This is a genomic window from Methylobacterium symbioticum, from assembly GCF_902141845.1.
GTDB lineage: Bacteria > Pseudomonadota > Alphaproteobacteria > Rhizobiales > Beijerinckiaceae > Methylobacterium > Methylobacterium symbioticum.
On sequence record NZ_CABFPH010000010.1, the window covers coordinates 53,752 to 74,429 of the forward strand.

Annotated in this window: 19 protein-coding genes; 7 read left to right on the top strand and 12 right to left on the bottom strand. The window is 72.0% G+C overall.

Annotation, left to right across the window (positions count from 1 at the left end; all coding sequences use genetic code 11):
• Positions 1–15 precede the first annotated feature (15 nt).
• On the top strand, positions 16–930 hold the full coding sequence (locus tag MET9862_RS05710) for a methyltransferase domain-containing protein (RefSeq protein WP_142582140.1): 915 nt from the start codon (positions 16–18) through the stop codon (positions 928–930).
• On the top strand, positions 927–1,283 hold the full coding sequence (locus tag MET9862_RS05715) for a DUF427 domain-containing protein (RefSeq protein ID WP_142582141.1): 357 nt from the start codon (positions 927–929) through the stop codon (positions 1,281–1,283). Before MET9862_RS05710 ends, MET9862_RS05715 begins: the two co-directional genes overlap by 4 nt.
• Positions 1,284–1,288: 5 nt before the next feature.
• Here the strand turns inward: MET9862_RS05715 and MET9862_RS05720 are convergent, their stop codons facing one another.
• From MET9862_RS05720 to MET9862_RS05735, 4 genes are all read right to left on the bottom strand, one after another.
• Entirely contained in the window at positions 1,289–1,825 is a 537-nt protein-coding gene (locus MET9862_RS05720; RefSeq protein WP_142582142.1) for a DUF4142 domain-containing protein, read from the bottom strand.
• Between the two features lie 97 nt (positions 1,826–1,922).
• Positions 1,923–3,449, bottom strand: a complete 1,527-nt coding sequence (locus tag MET9862_RS05725) for a DUF6880 family protein (protein WP_142582143.1) — start codon at positions 3,447–3,449, stop codon at positions 1,923–1,925.
• 41 nt (positions 3,450–3,490) lie between these two features.
• Positions 3,491–3,730 carry a DUF2188 domain-containing protein gene (locus tag MET9862_RS05730; protein WP_142582144.1) on the bottom strand — a complete coding sequence of 80 codons (240 nt, stop codon included), beginning with the start codon at positions 3,728–3,730 and terminating at the stop codon, positions 3,491–3,493.
• A gap of 70 nt (positions 3,731–3,800) precedes the next feature.
• Positions 3,801–4,028, bottom strand: coding sequence for a hypothetical protein (locus MET9862_RS05735; protein ID WP_142582145.1), 228 nt, complete (start codon positions 4,026–4,028; stop codon positions 3,801–3,803).
• Positions 4,029–4,145: 117 nt separating this feature from the next.
• On the opposite strand from MET9862_RS05735, the gene MET9862_RS05740 reads away from it, so the two are divergent.
• Positions 4,146–4,379 (top strand): hypothetical protein, encoded by a 234-nt coding sequence (locus tag MET9862_RS05740; protein ID WP_142582146.1) that lies wholly within the window; start codon positions 4,146–4,148, stop codon positions 4,377–4,379.
• Positions 4,380–4,511: 132 nt separating this feature from the next.
• Here the strand turns inward: MET9862_RS05740 and fabI are convergent, their stop codons facing one another.
• The 3 genes from fabI to fabA all read right to left on the bottom strand — a co-directional run bounded on the left by fabI (position 4,512) and on the right by fabA (position 7,582).
• Positions 4,512–5,342: an enoyl-ACP reductase FabI gene (gene fabI, locus MET9862_RS05745; RefSeq protein ID WP_142582147.1), complete on the bottom strand. Its 831-nt coding sequence runs from the start codon at positions 5,340–5,342 to the stop codon at positions 4,512–4,514.
• 341 nt (positions 5,343–5,683) lie between these two features.
• On the bottom strand, positions 5,684–6,910 hold the full coding sequence (gene fabB / locus MET9862_RS05750; RefSeq protein WP_142582148.1) for a beta-ketoacyl-ACP synthase I: 1,227 nt from the start codon (positions 6,908–6,910) through the stop codon (positions 5,684–5,686).
• Positions 6,911–7,045: 135 nt separating this feature from the next.
• Positions 7,046–7,582 (bottom strand): 3-hydroxyacyl-[acyl-carrier-protein] dehydratase FabA, encoded by a 537-nt coding sequence (gene fabA / locus MET9862_RS05755; protein WP_142582149.1) that lies wholly within the window; start codon positions 7,580–7,582, stop codon positions 7,046–7,048.
• Positions 7,583–7,860: 278 nt separating this feature from the next.
• Between fabA and irr the strand changes: the two genes are divergently transcribed.
• Positions 7,861–8,373, top strand: a complete 513-nt coding sequence (gene irr, locus MET9862_RS05760) for a Fur family transcriptional regulator Irr (protein WP_142582150.1) — start codon at positions 7,861–7,863, stop codon at positions 8,371–8,373.
• A 73-nt stretch (positions 8,374–8,446) separates the two neighbouring features.
• On the opposite strand, the gene MET9862_RS05765 is transcribed toward irr, so the two are convergent.
• Positions 8,447–9,010 (bottom strand): SH3 domain-containing protein, encoded by a 564-nt coding sequence (locus tag MET9862_RS05765; RefSeq protein WP_142582185.1) that lies wholly within the window; start codon positions 9,008–9,010, stop codon positions 8,447–8,449.
• Between the two features lie 287 nt (positions 9,011–9,297).
• Between MET9862_RS05765 and MET9862_RS05770 the strand changes: the two genes are divergently transcribed.
• Positions 9,298–10,296, top strand: coding sequence for a 2-hydroxyacid dehydrogenase (locus MET9862_RS05770; RefSeq protein WP_142582151.1), 999 nt, complete (start codon positions 9,298–9,300; stop codon positions 10,294–10,296).
• Positions 10,297–10,425: 129 nt separating this feature from the next.
• Here the strand turns inward: MET9862_RS05770 and MET9862_RS05775 are convergent, their stop codons facing one another.
• Both MET9862_RS05775 and MET9862_RS05780 read right to left on the bottom strand, forming a co-directional pair.
• On the bottom strand, positions 10,426–11,976 hold the full coding sequence (locus MET9862_RS05775; RefSeq protein ID WP_142582152.1) for a histidine kinase: 1,551 nt from the start codon (positions 11,974–11,976) through the stop codon (positions 10,426–10,428).
• A 132-nt stretch (positions 11,977–12,108) separates the two neighbouring features.
• Positions 12,109–13,401 carry an adenylosuccinate synthase gene (locus MET9862_RS05780; protein WP_142582153.1) on the bottom strand — a complete coding sequence of 431 codons (1,293 nt, stop codon included), beginning with the start codon at positions 13,399–13,401 and terminating at the stop codon, positions 12,109–12,111.
• A 398-nt stretch (positions 13,402–13,799) separates the two neighbouring features.
• Between MET9862_RS05780 and pepN the strand changes: the two genes are divergently transcribed.
• Complete coding sequence (gene pepN, locus MET9862_RS05785) at positions 13,800–16,406, top strand: aminopeptidase N (RefSeq protein ID WP_142582154.1); 2,607 nt, start codon at positions 13,800–13,802, stop codon at positions 16,404–16,406.
• A gap of 170 nt (positions 16,407–16,576) precedes the next feature.
• Positions 16,577–18,922, top strand: coding sequence for a PAS domain-containing sensor histidine kinase (locus MET9862_RS05790; RefSeq protein WP_142582155.1), 2,346 nt, complete (start codon positions 16,577–16,579; stop codon positions 18,920–18,922).
• A 48-nt stretch (positions 18,923–18,970) separates the two neighbouring features.
• On the opposite strand, the gene MET9862_RS05795 is transcribed toward MET9862_RS05790, so the two are convergent.
• Both MET9862_RS05795 and MET9862_RS05800 read right to left on the bottom strand, forming a co-directional pair.
• The gene (locus MET9862_RS05795; RefSeq protein WP_142582156.1) at positions 18,971–20,122 is read right to left on the bottom strand and encodes a hypothetical protein; all 1,152 of its coding nucleotides are present in this window, start codon (positions 20,120–20,122) and stop codon (positions 18,971–18,973) included.
• A gap of 86 nt (positions 20,123–20,208) precedes the next feature.
• Positions 20,209–20,553, bottom strand: a complete 345-nt coding sequence (locus MET9862_RS05800; RefSeq protein ID WP_142582157.1) for a hypothetical protein — start codon at positions 20,551–20,553, stop codon at positions 20,209–20,211.
• Positions 20,554–20,678 lie beyond the last annotated feature (125 nt).

Sequence of the window (20,678 nt, forward strand, 5' to 3'; positions counted from 1 at the left end):
CATCTTCGCCCCCCCATGGATGCTCCCCTGTTCGACACCACCCTCGCCCGCCGCCGCCTCGCCCGCGCCCGGGCCGCAGGCTACGCCGACTTCCTGCTCGCCCGCGTCGCCGAGGATCTCGAGGATCGGCTCGCGGCGGTGCTGCGGCGCTTCACCGACGCCGTCGATCTCGGCACGCCGGCCTCTGCAGCGGCCCGCCTGCTGGCGCGGCGTCCGGAGGCTGCCACGACGCTGCGCCTCGCACCGCTGCCCGAGCCGGCCGAGTCCGGCTTCGCCCTGGCGGTGGCCGATCCCGAGGCGCTGCCGCTCGGCCCAGCCAGCATCGATCTCGCCGTCTCGCTCCTGGCGCTCCAGGGCGTGAACGACCTGCCGGGCACCTTGATCCAGCTCCGCCGGGCCCTGCGCCCGGACGGGCTGTTCCTCGGCTGCCTCCTCGGTGGGGCGACCCTGACGGAGCTGCGCCAGAGCTTCGGCCAGGCCGAGAGCGAGGTGGAGGGCGGGGTGAGCCCCCGCGTGGCGCCCTTCGCGGCGGTGCGGGAGCTCGGCAGCCTGATGCAACGGGCGGGCTTCGCCCTGCCGGTGGTCGATGCCGAGACCGTCACCGTGCGCTACGCCGACCCGTTCCGCCTGATGCGCGACTTGCGCGCGCTCGGCCTCACCAACGTGCTCGCCGAGCGCCGCCGCACGCCGCTGCGCCGCGACACCCTGATGCGCGCGGCGGCCCTCTATCAGGAGCGTTTCGCGGATCCGGACGGGCGCGTGCGCGCCACCTTCGAGCTGCTCTGGGTCTCCGGCTGGGCGCCGCATGCGAGCCAGCAGAAGCCGCTGCGCCCAGGCAGTGCGCAGACCCGCCTCGCCGACGCGCTGGGCACCACCGAACTCCATGCGGGGCTGACCTCAGGACCGAGCAAGGACAGGAGCGCGCCATGAAGCTGCCGGGCCCCGACCATCCGATCACGATCCTGCCGCAGCCGGGCCTCGTCCGGGTGATCGTGGAGGGCAGCGTCGTCGCCGAGACTCGCGCGGCGTTGAGCTTGCAGGAGGCGGGCTACCTGCCCGTCCTCTACATCCCGCGCGCGGACGTGCTGGGCGTGGTGCGCCGCTCGACCCGGCGCAGCCATTGCCCCTACAAGGGCGACGCCAGCTATTTCGATCTCGTGGTCGGCGCGACCGAGCGGGCGGACGCCGCCTGGAGCTACGAGGACCCGTTCCCGGCGGTCGCCGCCATCCGCGGCCATCTCGCCTTCTATCCGGGACGGGTGGACGCGATCGAGCAGGGCTGAGAGGCCTATTTCTGCAGATCCTGCGCCATCTTCAGGTGTTCGGCCAGGGTGGGCTCGGTCTTGCGCGCGAAGGCCTTGAGAGGCGCATTGTCGCCGCCGTTCCCATAGCGCTGGAACAGGTCGACGGCATCCTTGTGCGCCTTCACCTGATCCTCGCGGTACTGTTTGTTGAACGCGGCTCCCTGCAGGCCCTTCAGGGTGTCGAGCTTCTTCTGGTGGGTGCTGTCGAGGGCGGTGGGCAGCGTCGCCTGGATCTTCCCGTCCTGGATCACCTGCTTCATCTCGCCCGAGCTCTTCTCGTGGTCGGCGATCATGTGCTTGGCGAAGGCCTTGGCTGACTCGTCGCCGCGCTCGGCCGCGAGCTGGCTCGATTGCAGCTCGAACATGTCGCTGATCGCGGCCTCGGTCACGAAATCGGCCGTCGCGGGTGCACGGCCGACGAGGGAGTTCAGCCCGCTCTTCTCGCCGATCGATTGCGCGGATGCGGGCATGGCGGCGAGGAGGAGGGCTGCGGCGAGGGCGGTGCGCGTGAATGGCGTCATGGGACAGATCTCCGGGTTCTACCCGGGAAGGCGGAGGAGCGCCGGCCAAGTTCCGCCCCGAGCAGGTTCCCCCGGACACGCGCCCTCGGCCGGCCTCCTACAGGCTCGCCCCATCGATCAGACCCCAGAAACCGTATTTGCGCCCGTGCTTGCGGCGCAGGCCGGCCTTGTAGACGTCCGGCTCCGGCGCGACGGCGCCTGGCGCCAGCCGCTCGGCCAGCGCGTCAAGTTCGAGGTAGTAGCGGGCCGCGTGGGGGTAGGCGGCACTCAGCCCCTTGTCGAGGATGGTGTCGAGCAGGCACCGGAACAGCAGCGTCGCCGCCCGTGGATGGTCGTCCGCCAGCGCCTCCGCCGCGGGCGCGAGGATCGCGTAGCGCGTCCCGTCCCAGGCCTCGGGATGGGCGAGGACCAGGCGGGCGGCGCGTTCCAGATTCGGCCAGCCGACAAGGAAGGCGAGCGCCCGGTGCCGGGTGGGGAAGGAATCCGCATGGGCGAAGGCCCGCGCCAGCGCCTCGTCGTCCTCGAAATCCGGCAGCTTGGCGAGGTAGTCGCGCAGCATCGCGGCGTCGAGCAGGTCCGCGAAGCGCCCCCAGCGCAGGTCCTGCGCCTCCTGCCCACGGCCGAGGGCCTCGAGCGCCCGGATCTCGATGGCGACGCGGTCCCGGTCCGGATGGGCCTCCTCCACGAATCCAGCGATCAGCTCGGCACGGGTGGTGGTGCGGACGGCCGGCGCCGGCCGGCGCAGCCAGTCGAGAGCCTCGGCGGCTCGGCCCCCTTCGACCAGACGCGAGGCGATGGCCACCTGGTCCGGCGCCTCCGGCATCAGCGCCTCCTCCAGGGCGATGAAGGCGTCGATATCGCCGCGCCGGTCGGCGATGTCCTGGCGCACCCGCTGCATCAGCGCACGGCGGAACCGGCTCTCCCAATCCGGCCGGCCCTGGCTGGCAGCATCGCCCAGGGCGCCGAGCGCCTCGGCGAGACCCCGGTCGAGGTCACCGAGGGCGTCCGGATCGAGCCGCGCCACGAGGTCCCGCAGCAGGGTGCCGAGGAACCCGTCCGGATCGGCCATGATGCGGGGCACGAGGCCGAGTGCGAACCGCGCCGCCGCCTCCAGCGGCAGTGCCGCGGCGATCTCCACGGCGGCGTCCGTGGCGCGCTCGTAGAGCCCGCCGATCCGGCCGCTTCCGTCATCGACCCGGTTCAGCACCGCATCGGAGCCGCCGAGAAAGCGCACGAGCCGGTCGAGGGCGGCCTCCGGATCGAGGGGGCGCAGCTCGTTCAGGATCACCGTGACGGTGGCGTCGAGGTCGATCGCGAAGCTGCGGCGCTTCTGCCAGTCGATATAGCCGCGCGCGCCTTCCAGCGCGGCGAGCCGGCGGTCGACGATGGCAGCCACGGCGTCCGGCCCCTGGCGGGCGGCGAGCGCCGCGCTGACGAGCTTCTTGAAGGCGGGATTGCGGGCGGTCTCGCCGAGGATCAGACCGATCAGGCGATCAGGCCCGAGCTCGGCCAGGGTCTCCGGCGAGGGCGTGGTGCGGCGTGTGCCCTTGGGACGATCGGGTTTGGGACGATCGAGCTTCGACCGCTCAGGCCGCGCCGCCTTCGAGGTCCGCGCGCCCGCCATGTCGTCCGACCTCCGCACCGAGCCCCAGAGCGTCGCCGGCCCTAATCCTCGACCTTGGCGACCGGGCGATCGTTACCTCGGGCGGTCTCGTCGTGCCAGGCTCCGGCCTTGTCCTGGTAGCGGATGCCCTCGGTCGATCCGGGGACCTGCTGCTCGGCTGCGGCGGCCTGAGCGGCCTGCAGGGCCTCCTCCCGGCTCGGGAAGGTCTCGGAGAACACGTCGCCGACCTTGTAGGCGAAGCCGCCGTCGTGCTCGACGATGTGGTAGATGACCTCGGACATGGACGCTCCTCGACGCTGATATCGCTGAGCGCGAACCGTCCGGGACGCGGACCGGTTCCGGTGAACCGGCTCAGTGCCGGGTCGGCGGCCGTTCCGAGAGCCGCTCGGCCGCCGCCTCGCAACCGGCGATCAGCGAGCCGCGCACGTCGTCGGCCGCGTAGCCGACCCCGTCGGGAAAGGCGAGGCTCACCGCCGCGCCGTCCTCGGCCCGGCGGATATGGGCGATCCAGCCGCCCTCCCCGCGCTCGAAGCGGACCTCGTAGGTCGCGCCGCCCTTCTCGAACCGATGCGGCTCCATGCCCCTGCCCTATCTTCGCTTGAGGTCCGGCTTGCCCGGCACGCCCGGCCGGCGAACTCTGCCGGCGCGGGCACGCCGCCCTCGGCGGCAGGGCGCCCGGCCCACGAGGAGGCTCGCATGCGCCCGATCCTTGCCACAGCGGCGGTCGCCGCGCTCTGGCTCGCCGCTCCCGCCGAGGCGCAGGTCGAGCGCGTGCCGCCCAACCCCTTCGCCTCGAACTATCCGTCCGAGCCGCCGCCAGCCGTTGTGGTCGAGCGGCGCGACCCCCGCATCGTGCGCACCCGGCGCATCCGCCGTTCCCCACCTCCGCCCGAACTCGCCCCGCTGCCGCCGGGGCTGGTCCCGGATTGAGGACGAATCCTGAATTTCCAAGACCTCAGGCCTTTGGCGGGTCCAGGGCGGAAGCGCTGGGGCTTCCGTCAGGGCTCCGCCCCGATAGCCCGCCGAAGTGATGATCCCTTCGGAATCCCGGATCTCAGCCGCTCATTCGTCGCCGACGACGCCGGCCGCGTCCTGCGCCTGCAGCACGTCGGGCCGGGGCATCGAGATGATGTTGTAGCCCGAATCCACGAAATGGACCTCCCCGGTGACCCCGCCCGAGAGATCGGAGAGCAGGTAGAGGGCCGAGCCACCGACATCGTCGAGGCTCACTGTGCGCCGAAGCGGCGCATGCGCCTTCTGGTGGTTGAACATCAACCGGGCATCGGCGATGCCGGCGCCGGCCAGCGTCCGCATCGGCCCGGCCGAGAGCGCGTTGACGCGGATGCCGGCCGGGCCGAGATCCGAGGCGAGGTAGCGCACCGAGGCCTCCAGGGCGGCCTTGGCCACGCCCATCACGTTGTAGTTCGGCATGACTCGGGTCGAGCCGCCATAGGTGAGCGTGAGGAGCGAGCCGCCCTCGCTCATCCGCTTGGCGGCGCGCTGGGCGATCTCGGTGAAGGAGAAGCACGAGATCGTCATGGTGCGCACGAAGTTGTCGCGCGTGGTGACCTCGACGTAGCGGCCCTTGAGCTGCGCCTTGTCCGAGAAGCCGATGGCGTGGACCACGAAGTCGAGCCGGCCGTCGAAGGCCGTATCGAGCCGGTCGAAAGCGGCGTCCACCGAGGCGAGATCCTCCACATCGCAGGGGATCACCACGTCGGAATCGAGCTTGGCCGCAAGCGGACCGACCCGGCGGCCGAGCGCCTCGCCCTGATAGGTGAAGGCGAGTTGCGCGCCGTGCCGGTGGAGCATCCGGGCGATGCCCCAGGCGATCGAGTGATCGTTGGCAACGCCCATGATCAGGCCGCGCTTGCCCGCCATCAATGCCGTCATTCGATCGTTCGTCCCACTCTCCGCGCGGTCCCGGCTGGGACCGGATCCAGGCGGCGAGCCATAGCCCGCCCGTCGCGAGCCTGTCCAATCCGGGGCTGAGAGGGGGCTGGAAACGCGAAAGCCCCGCTGGGGACGGGGCTCTGGGGTCGCGCGGGGTCGGGATCTCAGAAGTATCCGCCGGTGCGGTCGCGGGCATCCTCGAGCAGCATCTGCTTGGCGAACACCGCCGCGCTGCCCGCGATGACCAGCCCGGCCAAGGTTCCGACGATGAACGGGACCACGACGTCTCTCTCCCTGCGCGTCTGCACGACAATGAGCCGTGCAGCGGCAAGGTTCCGGCCTCAGGCGTCGGGGTGCTTGAGCACCAGCGTCGCGTTGGTGCCGCCGAAGCCGAAGGAGTTCGAGAGCACGTGGCCGAGGCGGGCTCCGTCCCGGCGCTCGCGCAGGATCGGCATGTCGGCGAAGGCCGGGTCGAGCTCGTCGATATGAGCGCTCTCGCAGATGAAGCCGTTGTTCATCATCAGGAGCGCGTAGATCGCCTCCTGCACGCCTGTGGCGCCGAGCGAGTGGCCGGTGAGCGATTTCGTCGCCGCGATCGGCGGGCAGTGCTCGCCGCGGCCGAAGACCTCGCGGATCGCCTCGATCTCCTTGTCGTCGCCGACAGGCGTCGAGGTGGCGTGCGGGTTGATGTAGTCGATCGTGACGCCCTTCAGGCCCTCGATCGCCTGGCGCATGCAGCGCACCGCGCCCTCGCCGGAGGGGGCCACCATGTCGTGCCCGTCCGAAGTCGCGCCGTAGCCCGCGACCTCGCCGTAGATGCGGGCGCCGCGCGCCTTGGCATGCGCGTATTCCTCCAAGACCAGCACGCCGGCGCCGCCGGCGATGACGAAGCCGTCGCGGCCCGCATCGTAGGCGCGCGACGCCCGGGCCGGCGTCTCGTTGTACTTGGAGGACATCGCGCCCATGGCGTCGAACAGGACGGAGAGCGTCCAGTCCAGCTCCTCGCAGCCGCCCGCGAAGATGATGTCCTGGCGGCCCGCCTGGATGATCTCGGCGGCGTTGCCGATGCAGTGGTTCGAGGTCGCGCAGGCGGAGGAGATCGAGTAGTTCACGCCGCGGATCTTGAACCAGGTCGCGAGCGTGGCCGAGGCCGTCGAGGACATGGCCTTGGGCACGGCGAAGGGCCCGACGCGCTTGGGGCCCTTGTCGGTGGCGATCGCCGCCGATTCGACGATGGTGCGGGTCGAGGGACCGCCGGAGCCCATGATGATGCCGGTGCGGTCGTTCGAGACGTCGCCGGCCTCGAGGCCCGCGTCGCGGATCGCCTGCTCCATCGCCACGTGGTTCCAGGCGGTGCCGCCGCCGTGGAAGCGCATGGCGCGCCGGTCGACCACGCCCTCCGGATCGAGGCTCGGCGCGCCCGAGACCTGGCTGCGGAAGCCGTGGGCGGCCTGCGCCTCGTCCCGGGCGATGCCCGACCGCGCCTCGCGCAAGGAGGCGAGCACTTCCTGCGTGTTGTTGCCGATGGACGAGACGATACCCATCCCGGTGATGACGACACGGCGCATGAACGAACTTGTCTCCGCCGCGGCGGCAGGCCTGCTGCGCACCGCGCTCCCGGTCAGCTAGGACGAAGCCGACACAATCTCAACTGCCGCGGGTCGAGAGCCGTTGCCGAGCCCTCGCCCGCGACGGGCGAAAATTCAGCTCTGGAAGAGGGCGACGCGCAGATCCTGCGCCTCGTAGATGCGCTTGCCGTCGGCCTCCAGCCAGCCGTCGGCGATGCCGAGGACCAGCTTGCCCTGGCGCACGCGCTTGAGGTCGACCCCGTAGACCACTTGGCGGACGGTGGGCAGCACCTGATCGGTGAACTTGACCTCGCCGACGCCGAGCGCCCGGCCACGGCCCGGCGAGCCGAGCCAGCCGAGATAGAAGCCGACGAGCTGCCAGAGGGCGTCGAGGCCGAGGCAGCCGGGCATCACCGGATCGCCCTTGAAGTGGCAGGGGAAGAACCAGAGGTCGGGGCGGATGTCGAACTCGGCCCGGACATGGCCCTTGCCATGGGCGCCGCCCTCGCTCGTGATCTGCACGATGCGGTCGAACATCAGCATCGGCGGCAGCGGAAGCTGGGCGTTGCCGGCGCCGAACAGCTCGCCGCGGCCGCAGGCGAGTAGCTCCTCGTAGGAATAGCTCGACGCGCGGGGTGCGGTCTGCGCGGTGGAGTCGACGTCTGCGGACATGGAGGTGGTTCGATTCCCTGGATTCGGATCGCCGCCGGAGGCTTGGCCGCCGGGCGGTGCCGAGCCGGAGCCTTCGGCGCGGCCGCTAGGCGGCGCGGGGCGCGGCGCCAGCATGGCCGACGCCTCAGTCGGCGCCTCGTTAGCACGGGGCCGAGCGCCTTCAAAGCTTCGCGCGGGATGCAGGGGGTTACAGGGCCCAACTTGGGTTGCGACGCCCACGCCTGTTTCGTATACTCCCGCATTAATCCCATGTCCGTGCAAGAGCGTCCCGTCCTTCAATGTCCGAGCTGCTGCCCCTGCAGGCCGTCCTGAACGGCCGGATCGCCCCGCTCTCCGCGGAGGCGTCCGCCGCCGGCCGCCGCGGCTGCCCGCTCTCGGACCTGCGCGACCGCCTGCGCCGCGCCGGCCTGCGGCCGACCCGGCAGCGCCTCTCGCTCGGCTGGCTCCTGTTCGGCCGCGGCGACCGCCACCTCACGGCCGAGATGCTCTACGACGAGGCGATGCGGGCGAAGGTGCCTGTCTCGCTGGCGACCGTCTACAACACCCTGCACCAGTTCACGGAAGCCGGCCTGCTGCGCCAGCTCGCCCTCGACGGGTCGAAGGCCTATTTCGACACCAACCCGAGCGAGCACCACCACTTCTACCTCGAGGACGAGGGCCAGGTGATCGACATGCCCGATTGCGGCATCACCGTCGATTCGCTGCCCGACGCGCCCGAGGGCATGGAGATCGCGGGCGTCGAGGTGATCGTGCGTCTGCGCCGCCGGGGCAGCAACCGCCGCCAGGGCTGAGGCCCGGCGCCATCGCGAAGCCAATGAATAAGGCCCGGGCAGCGCCCGGGCCTTTTTCATTCCACGCCCGCGCTCACTGCACCTTCTCGTTCGGGTAGACGCCCCACAGCCGGTCCTGGCGGATAAAGCCGTCCACGTCGCCACGGCGGGAGGGCAAAGCCACGACGAGGCGGCACCACGAGCCGGTGCAGCTCTTCACGCTACCGATCACGCCCGCCTCCAGCCGCGCCTCGTCCGGCGCACCGTCGTCGGCGCTGGCGCGCAGCGGCACCGCCCCCTTGTCGGGGCCCTTCTGCGGATTGACGATCGCCGTGCGGCGGCCCGACAGCAGCGAGTGCAGGACCCAGCCTTCCGTCCCCTCGGAATCGCGGATCCGGCGCCAGGTCTCGAACTCGGCGACGATCTCGACCGGCAGGCCGGCGCGCTGGAACACCCAGAGCGTGCGATGGTCCTTGGAGGGCCCCTCGCGCAGATTCACGCGGTCGGTCTTCAGGCTGGCATAGCGCGGCAGCGGCAGCTTCGTGACCGGGCCGAGCCCGGCCTCGGGCATCGCGGCGGGCGGGGCCGGTGCCGCGCCCGCGGCCGTCAGCGGCAGAGCCAGGGCGGCAACCGTCAGGGCAATCCGGGCCACGCGCATCGTCGCCATCCTTCCTCGTCTCGATCCTGCCTGCGGCGTAGCCGGAGGCGCCCGGCGCCGGCGAGGGGCCGGATTGTGTTCCGCCCTCGCTCTGATAGAGAGGCCGGAGGCCCGAAACCTGCGTGTCGCCGGCTCCGGACCCGGCCCGATCCTGTCTGGCCGAGTTCGGTTAATGGAGGTTTGAGGCGCCGCCGTGCCGAAGCCCGGCACGCGCCGCGCCTGAGGCATGCGGCCGACGGGCCCGAGGCTGAAACCTGCGGAAACGGGCGCAGGGCGAGGGAGGAACGATGTCGAAGCGCAAGCCGCTCGTTGTGGTGACGCGGCGTCTGCCGGACGCCGTCGAGACGCGCATGCGCGAATTGTTCGACGTGCGCCTCAACGCCGAGGACAGGCCGATGTCGGCCGACGCGCTCGCCGCGGCTCTGCGCGAGGCCGACGTGCTCGTGCCCACCGTGACCGACGAGATCGACTCCGGGATCCTCGCCCAGGCCGGCCCGAACCTGCGGCTGATCGCCAATTTCGGCAACGGCGTCGATCATATCGACGTGGCCGCCGCCCTGGAGCGGGGCATCACGGTCACCAACACGCCGGGCGTGCTGACCGAGGATACCGCCGACATGACCATGGCGCTGATCCTCGCCGTCGCCCGCCGGGTGACGGAGGGTGCGCGCATCATTCCGGACGACGAGTGGAACACCGGCTGGTCGCCGACCTGGATGCTCGGGCGCCGCATCACCGGCAAGCGGCTCGGCATCGTCGGCATGGGCCGCATCGGCCAGGCGCTCGCGCGCCGCGCCCGCGCCTTCGGCCTGCAGATCCACTACCACAACCGCCGCCGCGTGCCGGCCGCCACCGAGAGCGCGCTGGACGCGACCTACTGGGAATCCCTCGACCAGATGCTGGCACGGGTGGACATCGTCTCGGTCAACTGCCCGCACACGCCGGCCACCTACCACCTGCTCTCGGCCCGCCGCCTCAAGCTGCTCAAGCGCGAGGCCATCGTGGTGAACACCGCCCGCGGCGAGGTGATCGACGAGAACGCGCTCGCCCGCCTGATCGAGGCCGGCGACGTCTCGGCCGCCGGCCTCGACGTGTTCGAGCAGGAGCCGGCGGTGAGCCCGCGCCTCGTCAAGCTCGCCCGCACCGGCAAGGTGGTGCTGCTGCCGCATATGGGCTCGGCCACCCATGAGAGCCGCCTCGACATGGGCGAGAAGGTCATCATCAACATCAAGACCTTCATGGACGGGCACCGGCCGCCGGACCGCATCCTGCCGAGCATGCTCTGAGGGCACCGTCCCCGGTTTCGAAAGGGCTCATCCCGTTCGCGGGGCCGGGGCGGAGCCCCGGGATTTCCCGTCAGGGCTCCGCCCCGACACCCCGCCGAAGGGATGATCCCTTCGGCATCCCGGACCTTTCTATCGCCACTGCTCGAAGGCGCGCTGCATCACCTGGGCGCCGGCCCCACCCTTCTCGAAGGTGATGACGGCGCGCTGGCCGCTGGCATAGCGCAGGCCGAGATCGAACCAGTTGCGGTTGAGCAGCAGGTCGGTGTTGCGCTCCACATCGGCGCGCAGCGACGAGAGGCCGATCAGGAACAGGTTCTCCCGCACCCGCACCGGCAGGCCGGCCACCGGCGCGCCGCGCCCGGCCTCATCCTCCTTCGGCTGGAGCAGGCCGATCTCCTGCACCGAGCGCTTGGCGGCGTCGGGTCCACTCGCGCTGAAGGCGAGGCTGATCGTGTGGGAGGCCGGCAGCGTCGCGTCGAGGTTGCGCTGCAGGGTCATCACCAGGGTGAGGCCGGCATCGGGGATCGTGACCGTCGCGACCACGGCGGTCTGCAGAGGCTGGCCCTGCTCGCCGCTCACGGAATCGAGCCGCCAGAGCACGCGGCCCTGGTTCAGGACCGGCTGCGCATCCCCCCCGCCCTGCGCCTCCTCGGCCAGGGAGGCGCGCTGCGCCACCGCGAGATCGGGCTGGGCCGGCGCGGCAGCGCGCCCCGATCCCTCGGGCGCCGGCTGCGGCGTCGGACGCTCGGCCGGGGCCGGCTCGCCCCCGACCCGGTCGGCGAACTTGGCATCCGCGCTCTCGGACGCCTGCCCCTCGGCGGCGGTCTGGCCGCCGGCCTGGATCTCCGCCGGCTTGTCGCGCAGCCAGTAGGCCGCGACCGCGATCAGGCCGATCACCACGGCGAGGACGGCACCGACGAAAGCGTTGCGCAGGAGCCGCGAGCGGCTGCGCGGTGCGACCACGTCGATGCGCGGCCGCTGCCGGACGCCCGGCAGATCTCCGCGCGCCTGGCTCTCGGCCGCGGCGGCGGGCTCCGGTGCGGCAGGCTCGTCGGCCTCCGCGGGCGCGGGTTCGGAGGCCGTGCGCGGCGGGGCGATCGCGATTGCCGGCTCGCGCGGCGCCTCGGGTTCCGCCGCGGTGAAGTGCGGCGGTGGGGCCGGCGGCAGGAACGGCTCAGGCTTCGTCGCCGGCTGCAACGGTTCGGGCAGCGCGGCGGGGTCGGGCGCCCCCGCAGGCTCGGGACGCCGCGTCTGCAGGTCCCTCGGCTCGAACGGCCTCGGCTCGCGGGAGACGGGCTCAGGCGCCTCGGGCTCGATCCGTTCGGCTTCCGCAGGCAGGGGCGCGGGCGCCGGCGGCTTCGAGGCCTGCGGCAGCTTCGAGGCCTCCGGCGGCTTGGAATCCTGCGGCGGTCTGGCGGGCTCGGCCGGTTGGGCGGGCGGCGGACTCGCGGCGTCGTTGGCCGGGGCCGGGACGTCGTAGCTCGCCTCCAACCGGGCGATCGCCGCGTCGAGCGCCTTGCGCTCCACGTCGATGTCGCCCTCCGAGAGAGGCGGCTCGATTGAGCGGAGCTGCGTCACCAGGGCGTTGCGGGCCCGCTCGTAGACGGCGCGGCGCATGGCCGGCGTGCGGTCGGGCAGAGCCTCCAAGGCACGCGCCAGCAGCGGGTAGTAGTCGGCCATCGTGCCCCGGTCCGATCCCCTTCGAAGCCCGCGCCTCCGCGCGGGCTCCCCACGTGCTCCTCACAAAACTCCCGCTCGCCGGAAGTCCTCCCTCCAGCCGCGACAGCGCAGCGGGCGTCCTGCGAGACGCGCTCAATCCTCGAAGGGGTTGTGCATCAGGATGGTGTCGTCGCGCTCCGGCGAGGTCGAGAGCAGCGAGACCGGCGCGCCGATCAATTCCTCGATCCGACGCACATATTTGATCGCCTGCGCCGGCAGCTCCGCGAAGGAGCGCGCCCCGGCGGTGGTCTCCGTCCAGCCCGGCATGGTCTCGTAGATCGGCTCGACCCGGGCCTGCGCGGCCTGGCTCGCCGGCAGGTGGTCGATGACCTGGCCGTCGAGGCGGTAGCCGGTGCAGATCTCGATCGTCTCGAACCCATCGAGGATGTCGAGCTTTGTCAGCGCGATGCCGTGGATGCCCGAGGTGCGCACGGTCTGGCGCACCAGCACGGCGTCGAACCAGCCGCAGCGGCGCTTGCGGCCCGTATTGACGCCGAACTCGCGGCCCTTCCGGCCGATCGTCTCGCCGATCTCGTCGAACAGCTCGGTCGGGAACGGGCCCTCGCCGACGCGGGTGGTGTAGGCCTTGGCGATGCCGAGCACGTAGCCGATGGCGCCGGGCCCGAGGCCGGAGCCGGTGGCCGCCTGGGCCGCCACGATGTTCGAGGAGGTGACGAAGGGATAGGTGCCGTGGTCCACGTCGAGGAGCGCGCCCTGGGCGCCCTCGAACAGGATGCGCTTGCCCTGACGCCGCTCCTCGTCGAGCAGCGACCAGACCGGGGCGGCATAGGGCAGGATGGTCGGCGCGATGGCCTTCAGTTCGCCGAGCAGGGCCTGCGCGTCGACCTCGTCGATGCCGAGGCCGCGGCGCAGGGCATTGTGGTGGGCGAGCAGCCGCTCGACCTTGGCCGGCAGCATCTCGGGATCGGCGAGGTCCACCACGCGGATCGCGCGGCGGCCGACCTTGTCCTCGTAGGCCGGGCCGATGCCGCGCTTCGTCGTGCCGATCTTCAGGCCGACATTGCTGGTCTCGCGGAAATGGTCGAGCTCGCGGTGCAGCGGCAGGATCAGCGTCGCGTTGTCGGCGATGCGCAGGGATTGCGGGGAGACCTCGACGCCCTGCGCCTGGATCCGCGCGATCTCGTCCACGAGGTGCCAGGGATCGACCACGACGCCGTTGCCGATCACCGAGAGCTTGCCGCCGCGCACCACGCCAGAGGGCAGCAGCGCCAGCTTGTAGGTGACGCCGTCGATGACGAGCGTGTGGCCCGCATTGTGGCCGCCCTGGAAGCGCACCACGATGTCGGCCTGCTCGGAGAGCCAGTCGACGATCTTGCCCTTGCCCTCGTCGCCCCACTGGGCGCCTACAACGACGACGTTCGCCATGCCTACCCTGATCCGTGCCTTCGATCCGTGAGCCGAGCCAGCGGACGCGTGAGCCGGCCGTGCGCGGGTAACCCGTTGCCGTGAGACCCTTTCCGCGATCCGGCCCGGGAAATCAAGCAAGCGGCCCGATCCGGCGGTGGACCCGCAGCGGGGCGGGGCCCGCGCAAGCCCTGGCGACAGGGCCGGGACTGCGCCTCGGAGCGCCCTTCAGCCGACGTGGCTCCCCGTTCGGCGAAGGAGAGCGCGTCGGGACAACCAGGCGGAGCCGCGTCCGATTGCAACGCGATCGGGCGCGGCTCTAGACAGGGCAGGACCGACAGGCGGGACAGGCGGCAGGGATGCGGAGCCGGCATGGCTTCCCTTCCGGCCCGGCAGCCCGAACGGAGAGCCCCGCGACGATGCGCACCGAGACGCCCCCGCTGATCCATCTCGCGGAGTACCGGCCGAGCGACTTCCTGATCGACCGTGTCGATCTCGACGTGCGGCTCCATCCGAGCCGGACCCGGGTGACGGCCATGCTGGCCCTGCGCCCGAACCCCGCGGGCGATCCGACGGCGCCGCTGCGCCTTGACGGCGACGAGCTCGCCCTGGTCGCCCTCGCGCTCGACGGGCAGCCCCTGCCGGAGGACGCCTATGCCGTGAGCCCCTCCGGCCTCGTCCTGTCCGCGCCGCCGCGGCGGCCCTTCACGCTCGCCATCGTCACCGAGCTCGATCCGGGTGCCAACACCAAGCTGATGGGCCTCTACCGCTCGGGCGCGGTCTACTGCACCCAGTGCGAGGCGGACGGGTTCCGGCGCATCACCTACTTCCTCGACCGGCCGGACGTGCTCTCGGTCTACACCACCCGTATCGAGGCGGACCGGGACGAGGCGCCGGTGCTGCTCGGCAACGGCAACCCGGTGGAGGCGGGTGCCCTCGACGGCAACCGCCATTACGCGGTCTGGCACGACCCGCATCCGAAGCCCGCCTACCTCTTCGCCCTGGTCGGCGGGCGGCTCGGCCATGTCGCCACGCGCTTCACGACGATGGAGGGCCGGGACGTCGCCGTCGCCGTCCATGTGGAGCCCGGCAAGGAGGCGCGCGCGGCCTATGCCCTCGATGCGGTGGTCCGCTCGATGCGCTGGGACGAGGAGGCCTTCGGCCGTCCCTACGACCTCGACGTGTTCAACGTCGTCGCCGTCTCCGACTTCAACATGGGCGCGATGGAGAACAAGGGCCTCAACATCTTCAACGACAAATACGTGCTCGCGAGCCCGGAGACGGCCACCGACGCCGACTACGCGGCGATCGAGGCGATCATCGCGCACGAGTATTTCCACAACTGGTCGGGCAACCGCGTCACCTGCCGCGACTGGTTCCAGCTCTGCCTCAAGGAAGGCCTCACCGTCTTCCGCGACCAAGAATTCTCCTCCGACATGCGCTCGCGCGCGGTGCACCGCATCGCGGAGGTGCGCCAATTGCGCGCCCGCCAGTTCCCGGAGGATGCCGGCCCGCTGAGGCACCCGGTGCGGCCGACGGCCTACGCCGAGATCAACAACTTCTACACGGCGACCGTCTACGAGAAGGGCGCCGAGATCGTGCGGATGCTGAAGACCCTGCTCGGGCCCGACGCCTTCCGCGCCGGCATGGACCGCTACTTCGCCGAGAATGACGGCCGCGCCGCCACCGTCGAGGATTTCCTCGACGCCTTCGCGAGCGTCAGCGGGCGCGACCTCGCGGCCTTCGCGCAGTGGTACGCCCGGCCCGGCACCCCGCGCCTCGCCTTCCGAACCGCCTACGACCCGGCCGCGCGAACCTGCGACCTCACCCTGTCGCAGAGCCTCGACGGCGGGCCGCCGCTGGTGATGCCGGTGGCGCTCGGCCTCGTCGGCCCGGGCGGCGCGCTCGACGCCGACTGCCCCGACCTCGCGGACGGCGTCTACGTCCTGACGGATCGGGAGGCCACGCTGCGCTTCCGGGGTGTCACCGAACGGCCGGTGCCCTCGCTCCTGCGCGGCTTCTCGGCCCCGGTGCGCCTCGACGGCGCGCTCACCGAGGCGGACCATCTCGTCCTGCTGGCGCGCGACACCGATCCGTTCAACCGCTGGCAGGCGGGCCAGAGCCTCGCCCTGCGGCTGATCCGGGCGGGGGGCCCCGCCGAGGCCTTCGCCGAGGCGCTCGGCCTCCTCCTCGACGCCGAGGCCCCTCGCGACCCGGCCTTCGCCGCCCTGATGCTCAGCCTGCCCGGCGAGGGCGAGGTCGCCAACGAGATCGAGGCGGAGGTCGACCCCGACGCCATCCACGGCGCCCGCAAGGCCCTCCGGGCCGCGCTCGGCCGCGCCCTGCGCGACCGGCTGGAGGATATCGAGGCGCGGCTCGCCGAGCCCGTGGGCACGCCCTACAGCCCCGACGCCGCCGCGGCCGGGCGGCGGGCGCTGCGCAACGCCGCCCTCGACCTCCTCGCCGCGGGCGACCCGCAAGCGGGCGCCGCCCGCGCCGCTGCGCGGCTGGAGGCGGCCACCAACATGACCGACCGGCTCGCCGCGCTCGGCACCCTGGCTCTGATCCCCGGCGACGCCCGCGAGGCGGCGCTCGCCGCCTTCGGCGCGCGCTACGCCGACGAGCCACTGGTGCTCGACAAGTGGTTCGCCCTCCAGGCCACCATCCCCGAGCCCGGTACGCCGGAGCGGATCGAGGGCCTGAAGCGGCATCCGGCCTACGCGCTGACGAATCCCAACCGCGTCCGCGCCCTCGTCGGCAGCTTCGCCTTCGGCAACCCGACCCAGTTCACGCGGGAGGACGGGACCGGCTTCGCCCTCGTCGCGGACACCGTCGCGGCCCTCGACGGGGCCAATCCGCAGGCCGCCGCGCGCCTGCTCACAGCCTTCGGATCCTGGCGGAAGTTGAAAAAATCGCGAGCTGTAAAGGCGGAGGAAATGCTCAACCGGATCAAGGCGATCCCGGGCCTGTCCCGCGACGTGGCGGACATCGTCACCCGGACGCTTGCACCGGTTAACCAATTGTAAACCTTGAACAATCGCGAATCGGGGCGATTCCGCAACACGCTGCGAGAGTCAACGCCGAATCCGAAAAACCCGTGGACAAGGAGCGCGGCGACCGCTCATATTGCATCCAGATTCGGGGCGGCGCGGAGCGCCCCCCGGCGATGCAATCTTCCCACGGTTGAGGTTCGCTCATGCCGGAGGCGGCTTCCGCTTCCTTCTCCGCGCGTGCGGGCACGATTCTCGGTGTCCACTGGCCTGCGCGGGCACGGAATGCCCGCCTGATCCGGGCCGAGGCGGCCCTGCGCTACGCGATCCCGGCCCTGCTCTCGACCTTCCTCGCCTGCCTCGTCGGCATCGCGGCGCTGCACATCCGCAGCCAGCGCGACGAGATCGTCGCCGCCGCGGCCAGCGAGATCGAGGCCTTCACCCGTGCCGTCGCGGCGACCCGGCCCGGCGACCAGGGCGACCTGCGCAGCCTGACGAGCGAGGCCGCGGCCCGTAACGGCCGCCGCCTGCTCCTGATCTCCGCGGAGGAGCGGATCCTCGCGGCCCATCCGCCGCTGGATCAAGCCGGGACGAGCCTCGCCCGCCTGCTCGGCGAGAGCGAGCCGCTCACGACCTTCGGCGAGCGCCTCGGCGCGACCGAGCTCGCCCCGATCGACGGCGAGCCGCTCATCGCCGCCATGCACCGCCTGCCGGACGGGCGGCGAATCGCGGTGGTGCAGAGCCTGGAGCCGCTGCTCAGGGGCTGGCACACGCGCACCCGCGACCAGATCGTGCTGATCGGCGCCTCCGCCCTCGTCATCGTCGGCGTGGGCCTCGCCTACGGCCTGCAGAGCCGCCGCGCCGAGGGGGCCGACCGGGTCTGCGAGCAGATCCGCCAGCGCCTCGACATCGCGCTCGGCCGCGGCGGTTGCGGCCTCTGGGACTGGGACATCCCCCGCGGGCGGATCTACTGGTCGAACTCGATGTACGCCCTGCTCGGCTACCAGCGCGAGCACGAATATCTCTCGTTCGGCGAGGTGAACGCCCTCGTCCACCCGGATGACGGCGACCTCTACAGCCTCGCCCGCGGGCTTGCCGCCAACCAGACCGTCGTCGACCACGCCTTCCGCATGCGCGGCGCCGACGGCGCCTATGTCTGGCTGCGGACCCGCGCCGAGGTGGTGCCCGACGCCACCGATGGCGGCCATCACCTCGTCGGCATCGCCATCGACGTGAGCGAGCAGCATCACCTCGCCGAGAGCAGCGCCACCGCCGACATGCGCCTGCGCGACGCGATCGAGGCGATCTCGGAAGCCTTCGTCCTCTGGGACACCACCAACCGCCTGGTGCTGTGCAATTCGAAGTTCCGCCACCTGCACGCGCTCAATCCGGAGGACGCGCAACCGGGGCGCCGCTACGCCGAGGTGATGGGCCGGGGCGTGCTCCCGCAGGTCCGCCGCGAGTTGCCCGAGACCGGTGCGGCCACCGCCCGGACCTTCGAGGCGGAGCTCGCCGACGGGCGCTGGCTCCAGATCAGCGAGCGCCGGACCAAGGATGGCGGCTACGTCTCGGTCGGCACCGACATCACCAGCCTGAAGCGCCATCAGGAGCAGCTCGTCGCCTCCGAGCGCGAGCTGATCGAGACGGTCAAGGATCTCAAGCGCTCCCGCCGCACCCTCGAGGTGCAGACGCAGCAGCTCGCCGACCTCGCCGAGCGCTATCTCGACCAGAAGGCCGCGGCCGAGAGCGCGAGCCAAGCCAAGTCCGACTTCCTCGCCAATATGAGCCACGAGCTGCGCACGCCGCTCAACGCCGTCATCGGCTTCGCCGACGTGATGGCCAACGAGGTGTTCGGCCCCCTCGGCTCACCGCGCTACGCCGAGTATTGCCGCGACATCGGCGAGAGCGGGCACTACCTGCTCTCGGTCATCGACGACATCCTGAACATGTCGCGCATCGAGGCGCATCGCGTCCGGCTGAACCCGCGCGAGATCGATGCCGAGGCGGCGCTCGGCGGTGCGCTCAAGCTCGTCGCCGAGGCGGCCCGCGCCAAATCCCTGGAGATCAGCATCGATCTCATGCCCGGCCTGCGCCTCCTCGCCGACGAGCGCGCCCTGCATCAGGTCCTCGTCAACCTGCTGCAGAACGCCGTGAAGTTCACGCCGCCCGAGGGGCGCGTCCTCGTCCGCGGCCGCACGGCCGGCGGCTTCACGCATCTCTTCGTCGAGGATACCGGCATCGGCATCCCGAAATCCGTGCTGCCCCGCCTCGGCCAGCCCTTCGTGCAGGTCGAGACCAACATGACCCGCAGCCACAAGGGCTCGGGGCTCGGACTCGCCATCGCCCGCTCCATGGCCGAGCTGCATGGCGGCTCCCTCCGGCTCCGCTCGGAGGTCAATGTCGGGACCATCGTTCTGGTGCGCCTGCCCGCCCCGGCGCAGAAGCGCCCGCCCGCGATCGCGGCCGGGGGCAGGCAGCAGGCCGTCACCGCCCTGCGCCGGGCCTCCGGCGCGACGCCGCGGCTCGCGCGCATGGCGCAGCCGGTCGCCTAGAGCGCTCTCCGCCGAACCGGCCTCCACGGGGGCGGGGCGCGCTCCGGTTCAGCGCAGGTAGATCACGCTGTAGAGCGTCGCCCGCAGCTCCGCTTCCGTGAGCCAGATCCGGCCGTTGTCGCAGCGCTCGCGGATGCCGGGCCGCATGCGAGCGCAGTACTCGCCGGTATTGTCCTGCACCCGGTACTGGCAGCGCCCGCCCACCTTGCGCCGCGCGATCACCGTGCTCGAATGGTCGGCGGCGAGATCCGGGTCCTTCGGGTCGCGCTCCTCCAGGATGTACCAGCTGTAGCCGATGGTCGGCGCCCGGCCATGGTCGAGGGCGTAGTCCACCATGGCGAGCATGCGGTCGAGCTGGGCCCGGCCCGGCGGCGTGCCGGCCTCCAGGAGATCCATGAATTCGAGCTGGTTGGCGGCGACCCGGTAGGAGACCGGCAGCAGCGGCACCGGCGACGGCCGGCGGCGGCAGCGCCTCGCGACCTCCCGCAGCCACGCGTCGTTCACGGCGTCGGCGCGGCGACTGCGCAGCTTGTCGACGGTCGCCCCGGTGCTGCGGAAGCACATCCGGGGTGCGCGCACCACGGCGCCGTAGCGGGCGGCCAGGAAGAACCGGGTGAAATGCGCGTAGCCCTCGTGCGAGGGCAGGTCGCGCTCGTCGCAGAGGCCGTCGAGGTTGTAGAGGAGCGCGGCGGCATCCTCCTCGCCACCCTCCAGCCTGTCGAAATACGGCTCCAGCCCCGGATTGTGCTCCTTGGCGATATCGACCGCGTTGCGGCTCCAGGCGATGTCGGCGAGGTAGTGCGGGTGCGCCCGCAGATGCGCGGCGATGCGCCCGTCCCTCAGCGTCGCCAGCCGCGCGGGGTCGGCGAAGTAGAATTTCGTCGCCACGTCGAGGGGCGAGATGGCGCGCCCGACCCGCTGCGAGATCATGTCGGCGGTGGCGTAGGCGAAGCAGATCGCGCTGTCCCCCTGCCCCACCGGGATGTCGGCGGGCCGCGGCGAGATCGCGACACCGCCCGGCAGCGCGTGGGTGGCGGGCGGCAGGGCGATCCGCGCCGGCGCGCAACCGGGGTTCCGCGCATAGGCCGGCGCCGCCGGCAGCAGGTTCGGGTCGGCGGCCTGCGCGTCGACGGGACCGGCGAGCAGGATCGCGAGCAGAGCGAGTCGGCCGAGACGGCGCGCGCGGGTCGTCGTTGGCAACGGGGAGGGTCCTCGGAGCGCGGCGGGATCGGCTCGGGCTCGCCCTATAGCATCACTCAGGCGCGCGCGGCTGCGGCGCGCCCGCCTCAGCGCGGTGCATCCGCCCCGCGCCAGGGCGGCGCCCGGTCGGCGGCGAGCAGGGTGTCGCGCGAGGGCGGGTCCTGCACCTCGGGCACGGCCTGGCCGGCGCGGAGCACGAGGCCCGCCAGGGCCTCGCGGGCGACGCGGGATGAGGCCTCGGGCGGCAGCGCGGCGACCGACTGCGCCAGCGCCGCGCCCGCCGCGCCGGTGACGGCATGGGACACCGCATGCGACACCGCGCCCGCGGCCGCCTCGACGGCGGCACGCGGGTCTTGCCGGCCGCGCTCGAGGGCGAGGTAGGAGAGCGCGCCGATGACGAGGCTCGCGCGCAGCAGGAACGATAGGGCCATCGGAGCCACTCCGCCTTCTTTCGCGCGCGAGCCTTCCGCGCCGGCCCTGAAGCCTCCGTCAACGCCCCCGGGAAACCTTCCGGAATGGTGAATCCGGAGCGCCGCAGTGGCGGCCCGCCCGGTTA